The organism is Moheibacter sediminis, assembly GCF_900176425.1.
In the GTDB taxonomy this organism is placed as follows: Bacteria; Bacteroidota; Bacteroidia; order Flavobacteriales; family Weeksellaceae; genus Moheibacter; species Moheibacter sediminis.
Genome location: NZ_FWXS01000001.1, coordinates 86,452 through 100,979 on the forward strand (window position 1 = coordinate 86,452; position 14,528 = coordinate 100,979).

At 35.7% G+C, this 14,528-nt stretch carries 10 protein-coding genes; 4 read left to right on the top strand and 6 right to left on the bottom strand.

Going from position 1 to position 14,528, the window contains the following annotated elements:
- A complete protein-coding gene (locus tag B8977_RS00385) occupies nucleotides 1–1,434 on the top strand; it encodes a RagB/SusD family nutrient uptake outer membrane protein (protein ID WP_084015298.1) in 1,434 nt (477 codons plus the stop codon).
- Between the two features lie 85 nt (nucleotides 1,435–1,519).
- Here B8977_RS00385 and B8977_RS00390 read toward each other — a convergent pair whose 3' ends face one another.
- From B8977_RS00390 to B8977_RS00405, 4 genes are all read right to left on the bottom strand, one after another.
- Entirely contained in the window at nucleotides 1,520–2,992 is a 1,473-nt protein-coding gene (locus B8977_RS00390; protein WP_084015299.1) for a tetratricopeptide repeat protein, read from the bottom strand.
- A gap of 115 nt (nucleotides 2,993–3,107) precedes the next feature.
- The gene (locus B8977_RS00395; protein WP_084015300.1) at nucleotides 3,108–3,575 is read right to left on the bottom strand and encodes an RDD family protein; all 468 of its coding nucleotides are present in this window, start codon (nucleotides 3,573–3,575) and stop codon (nucleotides 3,108–3,110) included.
- A 44-nt stretch (nucleotides 3,576–3,619) separates the two neighbouring features.
- A complete protein-coding gene (locus B8977_RS00400; protein ID WP_084015301.1) occupies nucleotides 3,620–3,967 on the bottom strand; it encodes a DUF6122 family protein in 348 nt (115 codons plus the stop codon).
- Nucleotides 3,960–5,024, bottom strand: a complete 1,065-nt coding sequence (locus tag B8977_RS00405) for an NAD(P)/FAD-dependent oxidoreductase (RefSeq protein WP_084015302.1) — start codon at nucleotides 5,022–5,024, stop codon at nucleotides 3,960–3,962. The genes B8977_RS00400 and B8977_RS00405 overlap by 8 nt, the downstream gene beginning before the upstream one ends.
- Nucleotides 5,025–5,123: 99 nt before the next feature.
- On the opposite strand from B8977_RS00405, the gene B8977_RS00410 reads away from it, so the two are divergent.
- Nucleotides 5,124–7,316: a T9SS type A sorting domain-containing protein gene (locus tag B8977_RS00410; protein WP_084015303.1), complete on the top strand. Its 2,193-nt coding sequence runs from the start codon at nucleotides 5,124–5,126 to the stop codon at nucleotides 7,314–7,316.
- A gap of 71 nt (nucleotides 7,317–7,387) precedes the next feature.
- On the top strand, nucleotides 7,388–9,532 hold the full coding sequence (locus B8977_RS00415) for a M12 family metallo-peptidase (protein WP_084015304.1): 2,145 nt from the start codon (nucleotides 7,388–7,390) through the stop codon (nucleotides 9,530–9,532).
- 64 nt (nucleotides 9,533–9,596) lie between these two features.
- Here the strand turns inward: B8977_RS00415 and B8977_RS00420 are convergent, their stop codons facing one another.
- Nucleotides 9,597–12,143 (bottom strand): phosphoenolpyruvate carboxylase, encoded by a 2,547-nt coding sequence (locus tag B8977_RS00420; protein WP_084015305.1) that lies wholly within the window; start codon nucleotides 12,141–12,143, stop codon nucleotides 9,597–9,599.
- Complete coding sequence (locus B8977_RS00425) at nucleotides 12,143–13,660, bottom strand: GH3 auxin-responsive promoter family protein (RefSeq protein ID WP_084015306.1); 1,518 nt, start codon at nucleotides 13,658–13,660, stop codon at nucleotides 12,143–12,145. Before B8977_RS00425 ends, B8977_RS00420 begins: the two co-directional genes overlap by 1 nt.
- Nucleotides 13,661–13,696: 36 nt before the next feature.
- Between B8977_RS00425 and B8977_RS00430 the strand changes: the two genes are divergently transcribed.
- Nucleotides 13,697–14,488 carry a DUF2797 domain-containing protein gene (locus tag B8977_RS00430; RefSeq protein ID WP_084015307.1) on the top strand — a complete coding sequence of 264 codons (792 nt, stop codon included), beginning with the start codon at nucleotides 13,697–13,699 and terminating at the stop codon, nucleotides 14,486–14,488.
- Nucleotides 14,489–14,528 lie beyond the last annotated feature (40 nt).

The following is a 14,528-nucleotide window of genomic DNA, read 5'->3' on the forward strand; positions in this document are numbered from 1 at the left end:
ATGAAAAAAATATTATTTAGTTTAAGCATCATCGGCTTATTTGCAATGACATCATGTCAAGAAGATGATTTTTTAAATTATGATCCGACAGATTCAGTAGAAATAGGTGATGAAACAATTTCTGATGAAGGTCAGTTAGAAACTGCCGTATTAGGTATTTATGATGGGCTTCAAAATTTGAATGCATACGGGAACTATTATATTTCTTCACAGGAATTGTTAACTGATAACGGTTTTGTTGTATTGCAAAACTCAAACAGGTTAACAGATTTCTATCGTTACCAACATGCTTTAGCTACAGGAGGTTCTATTGGCAACATGTGGACAATAGGTTACAGAGTTATCGCAAGATCTAATTTTGTTCTGTCTTATGAAGACAAAACCACTACCACAGGAGACTTATTATTTACTAGCGTAGCCGCTAAGTCAAGTTTTGCAGAAGCAAGAGCTATAAGAGCATTGCAATTGTTTAATCTGGTAAATTATTATGCTAGACCCTATGGTACAACAGATCAGGAATTAGGTATTCCAATCCCTTACGAATTCGAAAGAGATTTACAAATTCCTCGTAGTACTGTGGCAGAAGTGTATGATGAAATAATATCTGAATTAGAATTGGCTGCCGATAATCTTACAAATACTGATAAAGGTAGAATAACACAACAGGCCGTTTATGGAATTTTGTCAAGAGTTCTTCTTTACAAAAAAGATTATACACAGGCTGCTGAATATGCAGATTTAGCATTGACAGGTGCTAATTTGTTAGCTGTTGATTTTACTAATGAAAATCAAACGGATTTACAAAATTATTATATGGATCCCCTTAGTATTACCGGGCAAGGAGAAACTCTTTTTGCAATTCCATTTACGGAATTAGATAATCCTGGAGAAAATGATGCATTGTTTGCAACATGGACTACTGGTGGTCGTTACGAAGATACTGCTGCTACAGAAGATTTTTATAATTTGATTCCAGCAACAGATGCAAGAAAAGGCTTGTATACTCAGTGGGATACATCAGATAGTCCTAAACCTTATGGTGTAGGAAAATTTGGTGGTGTTGACAATGATGTTGTTGTAATAAGAGCGACTGAAGTTCTTTTGAATAAGATCGAAGCTCTCTATTACACAAATCCTTCATTGGCATCGACTGAATTGGTTAATTGGGTTCAAACATACAGAGATTCTTCTTATTCTTTTTCTGGAACAGGGCAAGCATTGCTTGATGAAATCTTAAAACAAAGAAGAATAGAATTGGCGTTCGAAGGTCATAGATATTTTGATATGAATCGTTACGGTCTTGATATCCAGAAAAACGCTAACTGTACTTTGAATTGCGATATGCCATTCTCAGATTACAGAAGAGTTTTTCCAATTCCATTGAATGAGATGAATACCAACTCAGCAATGGTACAGAATCCCTCTTATCAATAACAATAATTAAGTTAAAATTAGATTTATTACAACAGAAAAGCCGTTCAATTTTGAACGGCTTTTCTATTTTTATTTAAGATTATCTTTATGCCGGAACCAAAGATTGAATCTGAATATTTTGAATCCATTGGTTGATGTTTTCTTCTGTTTCCAGACCAAATTTTTTACGAAGCTTGTATTTCCTGTTTTGAACGGTACGAAGCGAACTGAAAGAAATTTCAGCGATTTCCTTGGTCGAAAAATCTAATTTCATCAATGCACACAATTTCAAATCGGCAGTCGTTAAATTAGGATATTCAGAAATCAATTGATTGTAAAATTCAGGATAAACTTCTATAAATCGGGACAAAAAATTAGGAGAATTTGTTGCTGCCAAATCAGCCACTTCATCAAAAGCATTGTTCAGTTTTTTCTTGAGCTGAATGTTTTCATTTCTTCTCGTTACCGTTTTTTTCTTCTGTTTTTTTACATATAAATAGACAATCAGAAAAATTAACAAAATAATTCCGCCAAAACTTACAATGACCAATTGTGTATTCGACTCCGCTTTTTGTATTTTATTAGCATTGTCCTTATTGGCTATCAAAATCGGAACTTTCAGATTGCGTTTCTTGGCCTCTTCAAGGCTGTCTTTTACCTCCACATAGCGCTTCAGGTAGGCATTGGAAAGTTTATCTTCCCCTTTTTCATGGTAAGCCTCAGATAATAATTTAAACAAAGCGGGGCTCGACCGATCCAATTTTTCATTTAGAATTAATGATTTTTTGTAGGAAATAATCGCTTCAGAAAAATTTCCATTAGCGCTTAGGTATTTTCCATTTATCTGGCTCAATACCGCATCTGTGAAATCTGAGTTTAACTTTTCTGCATAGTATTTTGCAAATCCAAGATATTTTCTGGCAGAATCCAATTCTCCGTTTTCAACATACAATTCAGAAATACTTATAGAGCTTGTAAATTTATTATTCAAATTTGTTGTTTGAGAATTGTAAGCATTTTTGTAGTAATAAAACGCTGAATCTCGTTCATTTTTAAGCTGAAAAATATCTCCAATATTGATATAAACTCCCACCAATTTATTAAGCTTGTCTTCTCTATCAGTAATTTTATTGGAAGCAGCGATTGATTCTTTGTATTTTTTTACTGCCTCATCATAAAGTCCTAACGAATGCAAATTCAATCCTTCACGGAAAGAAATGTTATACATTTCTTCAGGATTCTCATTGGCATAGGGCTGTTCTTTTGCTTTGAGCAGATAAGAAGTCGATACATCTAATTTGTTTTGAATGAAATAAATAGAAGCGTAACCGATATAAGCCTGAGTCAAACCTTTGGAATAATTTTCTTTTTCAGACTTTTCTACGATGTTATTGTAATGCTGAAGCGCTAAATCGTAATTATCGATTTCATAAAAATGATTTGCAACTTGAAGCAAAGAATCAATTTCAGGGTTTGCGGATTTTTCAAGTCGAAAAAAATCAAAGCCTGCATTCAGAGGATTATATAAACCGAGGAACAGGACTAAACTAAGGATGGTTAAAAAAGCTTTATTATTCATAAAATCAAAACATTATCTTTTATGAGAATTTTTAATTTCCCACAAAAGAATCATCATTCTACATAACTAAGCTGAGCCAAACATCAATCTTTGTACCACACTTAGAAAGAAAATGTTAAGAATGTGTTCCGATTTGGTCGATAGAATTAAATTTAGTCTGATTTTGTTCAAATTCTTTTATGTTCACAACGCGTGTCTTAGACCATGTGTCGTGCCATCCGGTTTCACCAAGGAAAGAAATTAGTTCAAATGGAACCATACGGCAAAGAGATCTAATTGCATACATGCCAAAATGGGGTTCAGTACCATTAATTGTAACGGCTTTTGTCCCAGTTATAAACTTGCCAATGGTTCTTCCCTTAAATAAAAACTCCTGCATAGTCATAAAGGCAAAGTAAAAAAACCAATCAATAAGTAGTTGAATTAAGCCATTTCCCCAATAAATTAGACCTAGTAAATTAGAAAAGTAGTTACGAAAAACAAAATATATAACTATAAACAAAATATAATCAATTAAAAAATTCGTAAAGCGAAGTCCTTTGGACGCCAATGACAATTCCACTGGGTCAAGAAAATTATTCATAAGGTAAATTTTGGGCAATGATAATCAAAAAATATGAATTTATTTTAGGGTGAAATTAAATGTTCCGACCATAAACAATCTTGATAATCAGTTATCATGTGGAAAAGCAATCCAACAGCAATAATTCTTGTTTTTGGAAAAAATAATAGAATAAAATAAACAGCAATCGCGTAATAAGTATGCAGAAAATGATGGTTGATGCTACATCTTCCCGGATCAAAAATAGGAGAGGAGAAGAGGTGGTCAATATCCACCAACATCGTTCCGATCATTATCAGCCATGCTTTTTTCCAATTCTCCCGAAAGAAAATATAAGCAATCAATCCAGGAAACAGAAAATGTAAACTGTAGTGAATAATAGGTTGTAAAACACTTAGGAATTCATCAGACATTTTGGAAATATTTTTTGGTAAATCTCAAAACGTCGGCTTCTTTGTCGATAGGTTGTTTTTTTTCTGTGAAGTTGAATAATTCCTCTGCCATCGCAGGTCCGAGCAAAGTTCCGCGCGTTCCCATTCCATTTAAAATCAAAACATTTTCATGAATCGGGTGTGTACCTACAACGGGACGTCGGTCTATGATTGTGGGGCGGATTCCGGCAGTTTGTTCCAGAATTTCAAAATTTCCTTTGTAAAACGATCTCAAATGCTGAATCATTTCTTCTTTGCCCTTTTCAGTCGGATCCGGTGCCAAATCATCACGGTCATAAGTTGAAGCAGTAACACAAATTTTTTTGTCGATGGGCATCAAAAAATTATGAGCTTTCCAGATGGCTTTCGGGATTTGATTTTCGGTTTTTATTTTCAGAACTTCACCTTTTACACCGATGACTGGAATATAATTGAAAAATGGATTTTCGGTCACACCGAAACCTTCGCAGAAAACTACTTTTTTAGCTTTAAATTCTTTGTATTGAATTTCAGAATCGGAAATAATTAATTCAGAATGGTCAAAATTTTCATTTTCATATAAACGCATTTCTATCAGGTGATTGCGAAAATCATTCAGGCATTTCCCTAAATCAATTCTTCCGGTTTGTTTGACTTCTCCATAACCTAAAGGCGTATCAAAATCGGGATGATGAAGCGGTTGAATTTCCTGATCAAGAAAATCGGTTAAATCAGGATGATTTGCTTTTTTGTTCCAGGCATGGATTTCATTCTCGTCTTTGATGATGCGTCTTGTGGGAAATTCATCGATGTAATTTTGCCCCAACAATTTACCAAATTCAGAAAAGTATTCATGCATCCAATCCAACTGTATTTGAGCATTCCAAATGAGTGAAAATCTTTTTAAAACCACAGGATTGTAAATGCCAACGGCAACGGAAGAAGCTTTGTCTTTATTTTCGTCAATTATAACAAAAGAAAAGCCTTCCCTAAGCAGTTTCAGAGCAAAACAGCTTCCGGCGACACCTTGGCCAACAATCAGATAATCAGGATTCAACATTTGATTTTGTTTATAAAAAAAATTAACTCAAAATTAAAGTGAACAAAAATAATCTATATATTTGATGGTTTTATAATTAATACACAATAATACTTCACAATGAAAAAAATCTATTTACTTATCTTTTTATGCTGTTCTGTTCTGTCTTTTGGACAAATCAGAGCGGTTTCTAAAAAAGTTCAAGAATTAAATGCAAAAAGCCAACAGTTTAAATCTTATGACCTCTTTTCGATTAATAATGACGCTCACAAAATGGCAAAGTACTTTACGTCTGCAACAGACGTAACAGTTCTCAATTTAAATGAAAATCAGCTTGACAGGTTGATGGAAGACGCTCCAAATTATTTGGCGATTTCAGTTCCATATCAAAATGAAATCGTTGAAGTGGAATTGTACAAGCAAAATGTAGTTACCGAGGATTTTATCGCGAAGGATGAACAAGGAAATGTTTTGGAGTTTACTTTAGGAGAGTATTACAGAGGAGTTGTTAAAGGAGACTATGAATCATTGGTAGCCATCAGCTTTTTTGAAGGAGATGTTATGGGAGTTATTTCAACTCATGAATTTGGAAATGTTATTCTGGGAAAATCTACAGACAAACAGGATTTCATCACATATTCAGATAAAAACATCTTGGGAGAAAATCCATTTACATGTGGTGTAGATGAATTAGAAGAAAACCATAACAGAGAAACCGTAGATTTTGACCCTGCGATGATGTCAACTACAATAACGGAAAACTGTGTGAGAATTTATTATGAAATCGCGCGCAGACCTTATGCTCAAAATGGATCAAATGTTCAAAATACAGTTAACTGGATCACAGGCATTCAAAATAACATAGGAACACTTTATTCAAATGACAACATCAACGTTGCCTTACACGAAATCAAAATCTGGACAATAGCAGATCCTTATACAGGAAGCTTTTCAGAAAACTTAGCATCATTTAGAAATAACGTGACCGAGTTTAACGGAGATTTGGCGCATTTGGTTAATTTCCCATCTACCACAAGTGTAGCTTATTTAAATTCACTATGCACAGATGCGAGATATGCGTATTCAGGAATCAGCATGAGTTATGCGCAAGTTCCCACCTATTCTTGGACAATCATGGCTATGACTCATGAAATGGGGCATTCCCTAGGGTCTCAGCATACACATGCATGTGCATGGAATGGAAACAGTACTCAGATAGACGGTTGTGGTCCACTATCAGGAAATCCAGACCCTAACAATGGAAACTGTGCATCAGGTCCGCTTCCATCAAACGGAGGAACCATCATGAGCTACTGTCATTTGATGCCTTCTGTTGGAATCAATTTCTTAAATGGATTTGGTGATCAGCCAGGAGCATTGATTCGTGCAACAGTAGATTCCAAACCTTGTCTTGGAGCAAACTGTAACACAGACTTTACAACATGTACATATGCAATAAGTGAAGTTCGTTTGACAAATTTAAATAATGGTTCTTATCAGGCACAAATCATAGACAATTCTTCTACACAATGGAAATATCAAGTAATTCCTTTTGGAAGTGATTTAGCTGATGATCAGTGGCAGACAACTACAGAACAGACTTTTACATTTTCAGGATTGGCAGATAATCAGTATTACGAAGTTTATGTTGTGAATGTTTGTCAAGATGGAACAGAAGGAGGAATGAAAACCAACATTGTGCTTACAGGTGATTTCTGTGACGGAACATTGTTTACTGATACAGGAGGAACAGCTGGAACTTACGGAAACAATCAAAATTTTGTAAAAACATTTTATCCGTCTTTTCCTACCGGTAAAGTATCCTTATCTTTCAATAGAATAGGTCTTCAGAATAATCAGGACTTCATGTATGTTTACAATTCAGATACAGCAACAAGCTCAGCTTCGTTATTTGAAGGAGGAACAATTACAGGAAACAATAACCCTGGACCGTCTTTTACATCAACTCATGCCACTGGAGCAATTACAATAAAATTTGTTTCTGACTCTTCAGGTGCATTATATGGCTGGGAAGCAAGCGTTGATTGTAATGCAACTATGAGCATTGAAGACATCTCAAATTCAAATCAGATTGCTGTTTATCCAAATCCGGCAACTTCTGTGTTATATATCGATGCGAAAAAAGAAATCAATTCTGTTAAATTAAATGACATTTCAGGGAAAACAGTTATAAATAAAAAAGCCAGTTCTTTGAAAGAGAAACTAAACATCGAACATTTACCAAAAGGAATTTATATCTTAACGGTTGAGATGAAAGGTGAAACTGTTACCAAAAAGATTATCAAAAATTAAAAATCTTAAATAATAAGAAAAGCGCTGTATTTATACAGCGTTTTTTTGTTTAAAATAAAATTGATTAGCACATGAGAAAATTATTTCAACTAATGACTTTACTGCTTTTTTGTACCCTAATAGCGCAGAACAAAGCAGTCGCTGAAAAGATTCAGCAGTCACACAAAAACAATCAAAAATTCGAGAAATTTGAATTATTTGGATTAAATATTTCCAAAACCCAGTCGCAGGATTACACCAAATCGGCAAAAGATGTTTCGGTTTTAAATTTAAATCATCAACAACTGAATGAATTAATTTCAAAAAAACCAAGAAACCTTGAACTTACAATTCCTTACAATGGAACCGAGGTCACAGTAGAATTAATCAAACAAGAAATTTTTACTGAAGATTTTGTAGCTAAAAATGAAAAAGGAAATATAATCAGTTATCAGCCAGGTGTTTATTATCAGGGAATTGTAAAAGGAAACAATACATCACTTGCAGGATTTAGCTTTTTTGAAAACGATGTTATAGGCATTGTTTCTTCCATTAATTTAGGAAATTTAACTGTTGGAAAATCAAAGGACAAACGAGATTTCCTGGCTTATTCTGACAAAAATATTTTAGGTTCAAATCCATTCGTTTGTGGAGTAGATGAAATTCCAGAAAACCGACAAACGCCAAGTTTCCAGTTGGAAATGCTCAGCAAAGCTGAAATGACAGAGAAATGTGTAAGGATTTATTACGAAATAGCAAATGCCCCATTTCTAGAAAACGGTTCAAGCGAAACTGAAACTATGAACTGGATTACTGCGATACATAATAACATCAATACTTTATATGCAAATGACGATATACAGATTTCACTTAGCGAAGTGATGATTTGGACAAATGATGACCCTTATGATGGAGATTATAGTCAAAATTTATACGAATTTGCAGAAACAAGAACGAGTTTCAACGGAGATTTGGCACATTTGGTAAATTATCCTTCAACTACCAGTGTTGCATTCCTGAATTCTCTTTGTGGTGACTACAGATATGCTTATTCAGGAATTGATATGTATTTTGAAGAATTTCCGACATATTCATGGACTATTATGGCAATGACACATGAAATGGGTCACTCAATGGGTTCTCCGCATACACATGCCTGTGCATGGAATGGTGATAACACAGCGATAGACGGTTGTGGTCCAGCATGGGGGTACTCTGAAGGCTGTGACGGCCCGATTCCTGACGAAGGAGGAACCATCATGAGCTACTGTCATGGGACCTGGGTTGGTATCAACTTCACCCAAGGTTTTGGACCTCAGCCAGCAGCGCTAATCCGAAATACAATTGAAGGCAAACCCTGCATCGGAACAGATTGTACGAGTTCTTGCCCTCCAACAGTTCAAGGAATTTCTGTTCAGGAAATAACACCTGACAATTATCAGATTACGATTTCAGATGAAACATCTAGCGCATGGGCATACCGCGTTTATGAATTTGGAACAACTCCTACTGATTGGGTAGATACAAATTCTCAAACAATTATGATAAGTGGATTAAATCCAAATCGTTACTATCAATTTGAATTGGGTAATAAATGCTCAAATGGATTAATGGGCGGAACAACGAGTGCCACACTTCTTATAGGAAACTTCTGCGGTCAAAATTTCGTAGATACGGGTGGGGATTCAGGTAATTACCAAGATTATCAGACAATTATCAAAACATTCTACCCGGCAGTTGCCAGCGAAAAAGTCAAATTGACTTTCTCTCAATTTGACCTAGAGTCTGATTACGATTTCATGTATATTTACAATGGAAACAGTGTCAATGCTCCTTTGTTTGCAAACGGAAATAACTTATCAGGAAACAACATTCCGGGACCATTTACATCAACAGCAGAGGATGGTTCAATTACTGTTCGTTTTATTTCTGACGGAGGTGTAACTTCGCAAGGTTGGGTAGCAGCAATAGAATGTACACAACTTTCTGTAGAAGACAATGACAACATTTCAGGAGTTGAAATTTATCCAAATCCAACTTCTTCTGTATTGAATATCGATGCCAAGAAAGAAATCATCTCAGTTAAATTAAATGATGTTTCAGGAAAATCAGTTTTGATTAAAAAATCAAATGCTGTGAAAGAGAAATTAAACATCAAACACCTTCCAAAAGGCGTTTACATTTTAACGGTTGAAATGAAAGGACAAACAGTTACGAAGAAGATTATCAAGAATTAATCTGATAAAAATGATATAAAAAATGCCACTATTACGTGGCATTTTTTATTTGCATAATTTAATATTAAGCCGAATTCCTGCTCGCATTAATGTTCCCAAACAACGAACGCGTAACCATTCGTTCATATGCTTCTTTTTTAGGCGAATCATTCTGAATTTTCTCCAGCGCATATTGCTGAATTGCCAAAAGCGGTAGTACGATTTTTTCTCTTTGTAGAATGGAAGATTTATTGATGGGTTCTTTCTCCATCAAACTATTGTAGCCTGAAATCTCCAAAAGCAATTCTTCAGTCAGCAAAAATTCATCATACAAGATTTTCCAAAACTCTCCGTATTCTTTGTCATTTTCAATGTAAAAAGTCAATGGAAAATAAGTTTTTTGCATCGACATCATACTGTTCAATATCAAAGTTTTAAAGAAAGATGATTCTTCAAATAGAATTTTTAGATTATCAATTTTCCCTTCGTCTTTGTATTTTTTCAAAGCACTTCCAACCCCAAAATATCCAGGAACATTTTGTTTCAATTGACTCCAAGAACCTACAAACGGAATCGCTCGCAAATCACTGAATTTCAATCCTGAATCACTGTTTCTTTTGCTTGGGCGGCTTCCAATATTGGTTTTTCCGTAATAATTCAGCGTACTTCGGTTTTCCAGATAAGGAATAAATTTCTCATGTGCTTTCAAATTGGCATATTTCTGCAAGCTGACATTCGCCAATTCATCCAAAATTTCTCTTTCTTCAGGATTCAAACTAGCTTTCGGGTCTTCTGAAACCGTGGATTGAATTCCAGCCGTGAGCAGTTGCTCAAAATTATATTTTGCCTGCATTTTTGCGCCATACATACTTGTAATCGTTTGACCTTGAATGGTTAATTCAATTCTGTTGTTGGCAATCGTATTTCCTTGTGAAGCATAAAACTGACGCGTTTTTCCGCCTCCCCTTGCCGGGGGACCGCCGCGCCCGTCAAAGAAAATCACTTTCATTCCGTTTCGTTCTGAAACTTTTGTCAACGTTTCTTTTGTATGGTAAATTTCCCAATTTGCTTTTAAATAGCCCCCATCTTTTGTTCCGTCAGAAAAGCCGAGCATGATGGTTTGATTGTTTTTTCTTCGGCTCAAATGTTTTTTGTAAACCGGAAGATTATACAAAATGTCCATCGTGTTTTCAGCCATATCCAAACCTTGAATCGTTTCAAAAAGTGGAACGATGTCGTAGTCGATTTCATCGTCTTTATATCCGCAGAATTTAAACAAAGCATATACATTTAACACATCAAAAATCGTCTCGCTGTCCGAAATTATATACCGGTGAACGCCGCGTTTTCCGTTTAGTTTTTGGATGGTTCTGAGTTGTTTTACGTTGAGAATAGTATCTTTGGTCAATTCATCTTCGTAATCATTTTCATCGATGTTTAATTCTTTTTCAGTGAGGATTTTAATTTGCTCTTCTTCAGATAATTCATCAAAATTTAGTTTAAATTCTTTTTGAACAATATCTCTGATAATTCTGTCGTGAATGTTTGCATTTTGACGAATGTCGAGCGAAGCAAAGTGTAACCCAAAGATTTTAACGCGCTGGATTAAATTGTCTAAAATATCCAGGAAAATTCCATTGTGTCTTTGAATCAAAGTTTTACGAACTTCATTCAAAGTATTTAAAATATCTTCATCCGAAACATTTCCTTCGTTGGTAAACATTTCATCATAAATTTTCTTGTGAAGAATTTTCAAAGGCTCAGATATTTCTTTGAAAGTCAATCTTCTGCGTACTTCTTTCAAATGTCCATAATAACTTTTGAGGATAGCACTTCTAAGTTCATCTGCAACTTTTCGGGTAATTTCTGCCGTCACAAATGGATTTCCATCGCGGTCTCCACCCGGCCAGAATCCTAATTGTATAAAAGGGTTTTCCACATTTTCTCCATGATCAAAAAACGTAGAATTGATTTGCGAAGCCAATTCGCCAACGGCATCATAATAAACGTTTCTGAGGTAATAAATCACACTCATCGCTTCATCATAAGGTGTCGGTTTTTCCTCGTTCAGAAAAGGCGTTTTCCCCAATTGCTGCAAAAGCAAATCGACATTACTTACCGAATCATGTTGAACTGCAGAACGCAAATCCTGAATGATGCGCAAAACATTGTTCGGGTAAAACTGCGTCGGGTGAGCTGTAAAGACAATTCTGATGGCAAAATCAGCCAGCTTTTGTTTGACTTCTTCTAATTTATTCTGCTGTTTTGCAAGCTGATAAAGACTTTCGATGGTTCCTTCATCAGTGTAACTGAACAAACTACTGAACGCCGCATCTTCGATGCTGTCAAATAAAACTACTTGACGTTCAATGTACTGTATAAACCTGAACAACAAATCAATCTGTTCATTTTCGTCCTTGATTTCCGTATGTTTCTGAAAAAAAGTTTCCACAATTTCCGTCGGCGTTTTTCCTTTTGGGAAGCCTTCCGCGCTTTGGTTGTACAAGAACGGAATCAGCGAACCGATGTTGGTCATCTTGTCATACGGCAGATTCATGAAAAGACTGTTGTAAATCTGGTACTTGTTTTCTACGACCTGTCGGTATTTATTGATGGATTGTTCAGTATTCATTATGAATGGTTCATTTCTAAAAGTGGCTCTATAAATTCTCTTGTGTTGGCAAGTCTTGGGACTTTATTTTGTCCGCCGAGTTTTCCGCGGAGTTTCATCCAGTCGAAAAATAAATCTTTTCTGGCGATATTCAGTTTCAATTGGTTAAGCGTAATGTTTTTATAACGTTTGGCTTCGTAATCCGAATTCAATTCCTGCAAAGAATTATCTAAAATCTCAGCAAATTGATTGACATCAGTAGGCATTTTTTCAAATTCGATGATCCATTCATGTGCTCCTTTTTCAGTTCCTGACATGAAAATCGGCGCGGCAGAATATTCCTTAATCAAAGCACCTGTCGCATCACAAGCGCGTTTCAGTCCTTCTTCTGCATTTTCGATGATCAACTCTTCACCAAATGCATTTATGTAATGTTTCGTTCGTCCGGAAACCACAATTCGAAATGGATTCAACGAAGTAAATTTCACCGTATCACCGATGATGTAACGCCACAAACCACCATTTGTCGTGATGACAACCGCATAATTTTTACCAATCTCTACATTTTCAAGCGTAATTGTTTTTGGGTTGTCCGACCCAAATTCCTCCATTGGTATGAATTCATAAAAAATCCCGTTGTCCAAAAGCAATAATAAATCTTTGCTATGACTTTGATCCTGAATGCCGAAAAACCCCTCCGAAGCATTGTATATTTCGTAAAAATTCAGTTTTTTCTGGGTTAAATTTCTATAATTGTCTTCATACGGTTTGAAACTGATTCCGCCATGAAAAAACACTTCCAAGTCCGGCCAGATTTCATCCAAATGCGTTTTCCCGGTTTGATTTAATACGTAATTCAACAAAACCAGCATCCACGAAGGCACGCCCGTCAGACAACCAATATCTTCTTTGATGACTGCATCGGCAATGGCTTTCATCTTCGTTTCCCATTCGCTCATCAGGGAAATTTGCTTGTTGGGTGTATTTCTCAGTTCTGCATAAAAGGGAAGGTTGTCAATCAAAATTGCCGACAAATCACCAAAAAGGGTATCGTATTTCTGGTAAATTTCACTGCTTCCGCCGAGTCTAAGATTTTTATTTTTAAATATTTCCGTTTCCGGATGGTTGTTGAGGTAAAGCGCAAACATCATTTTTCCTGCAGCATAATGAGATTCTTCCAATGATTGTTCACTGATGGGAATGAATTTACTCTTGGCATTTGTTGTTCCCGAAGATTTTGCAAACCATTTGATTTTACCTTGCCAGGTCACATCGGGGATTCCTTTTCGCGCCTTATCTATAAAAGGCTCGAACTGTTCATAAGTTACCAAAGGAACATTGGATTTAAATGATTCATAAGAATTCACATCATTAAATCCGTATAAATTCCCGTATTCCGTATTTCTCGCGGTAGATAAATTGCTGAATAAGATGTTTTCTTGTGTTTCAATTGGGTGTTTGATGAAATTCTCGATCTGGCGAATGCGCTTGCTCATCACCATTTCCATAACCTTATTGACCAATCCAAGTGCCGGCATATTTTTGTACTTTAGTCACAAATTTAAGCAAAGACAATGATTTTTGAGGGACAGATTCGCAAGATGATCACAGAAAATGGTAATCCGATTCGTTATTATTTGAATTTAAAGGACGATTACCTGGATGTAAACCAACAGATCGGTAAAAAAATTAAGATTTTTCACCATCATAACGAATGCCTAAGCTGTGGTTTGGATAAAGAAATTTACCGCATGGGTTATTGCAAATCCTGTTTTTTTCTCGTGCCTGAAGCCAGTGATACCATCATCCGTCCTGAACTTTCTCAGGCGCATTTAGGAATTGCCGAACGCGATTTGGAATGGGAAATTGCTTTTCAATTGCAACCGCACATCGTTTACCTGGCAGTCGCATCTGATGTGAAAGTAGGAGTGACGCGCGAGAAACAAATTCCTACCCGATGGATTGATCAGGGTGCTTCTTATGCCACCATTCTTGCGAAAACAAGTAATCGTTACGAAGCCGGAATGATTGAAGTTGCTTTGAAAAATTATGTGGCCGACAAAACGAGTTACCAGAAAATGCTCAAAAATGAAGTGCCCGAAATTGATTTGATTCACCAAAAAGAATTCCTCAAACAATACCTGCCCGAAGAGCAAGCAAAATTTTACGTCGCTGATGAAACTATTTACAAAATGGAATATCCGGTTTTGAATTTTCCTGAAAAAATAAAATCACTTTCCCTTTCAAAACAAAAAGAATTTGAAGGAAAACTTACCGGAATCAAAGGTCAATACTTAATTTTTGAAGACGGAACCGTCTGGAATGTTCGCGGTCACGAAGGTTTTTATGTTAAGATTAAATTATAAAAAAGCCCGACGAAGTAGCCGGGCAAGATTTTTATTTGAT

Excerpts from the sequence above, each read along its gene's own strand:
- B8977_RS00385 (WP_084015298.1), top strand. The coding sequence starts at position 1 with ATGAAAAAAATATTATTTAGTTTAAGCATCATCGGCTTATTTGCAATG.
- B8977_RS00390 (WP_084015299.1), bottom strand. The coding sequence starts at position 2,992 with ATGAATAATAAAGCTTTTTTAACCATCCTTAGTTTAGTCCTGTTCCTC.
- B8977_RS00395 (WP_084015300.1), bottom strand. The coding sequence starts at position 3,575 with ATGAATAATTTTCTTGACCCAGTGGAATTGTCATTGGCGTCCAAAGGA.
- B8977_RS00400 (WP_084015301.1), bottom strand. The coding sequence starts at position 3,967 with ATGTCTGATGAATTCCTAAGTGTTTTACAACCTATTATTCACTACAGT.
- B8977_RS00405 (WP_084015302.1), bottom strand. The coding sequence starts at position 5,024 with ATGTTGAATCCTGATTATCTGATTGTTGGCCAAGGTGTCGCCGGAAGC.
- B8977_RS00410 (WP_084015303.1), top strand. The coding sequence starts at position 5,124 with ATGAAAAAAATCTATTTACTTATCTTTTTATGCTGTTCTGTTCTGTCT.
- B8977_RS00415 (WP_084015304.1), top strand. The coding sequence starts at position 7,388 with ATGAGAAAATTATTTCAACTAATGACTTTACTGCTTTTTTGTACCCTA.
- B8977_RS00420 (WP_084015305.1), bottom strand. The coding sequence starts at position 12,143 with ATGAATACTGAACAATCCATCAATAAATACCGACAGGTCGTAGAAAAC.
- B8977_RS00425 (WP_084015306.1), bottom strand. The coding sequence starts at position 13,660 with ATGCCGGCACTTGGATTGGTCAATAAGGTTATGGAAATGGTGATGAGC.
- B8977_RS00430 (WP_084015307.1), top strand. The coding sequence starts at position 13,697 with ATGATTTTTGAGGGACAGATTCGCAAGATGATCACAGAAAATGGTAAT.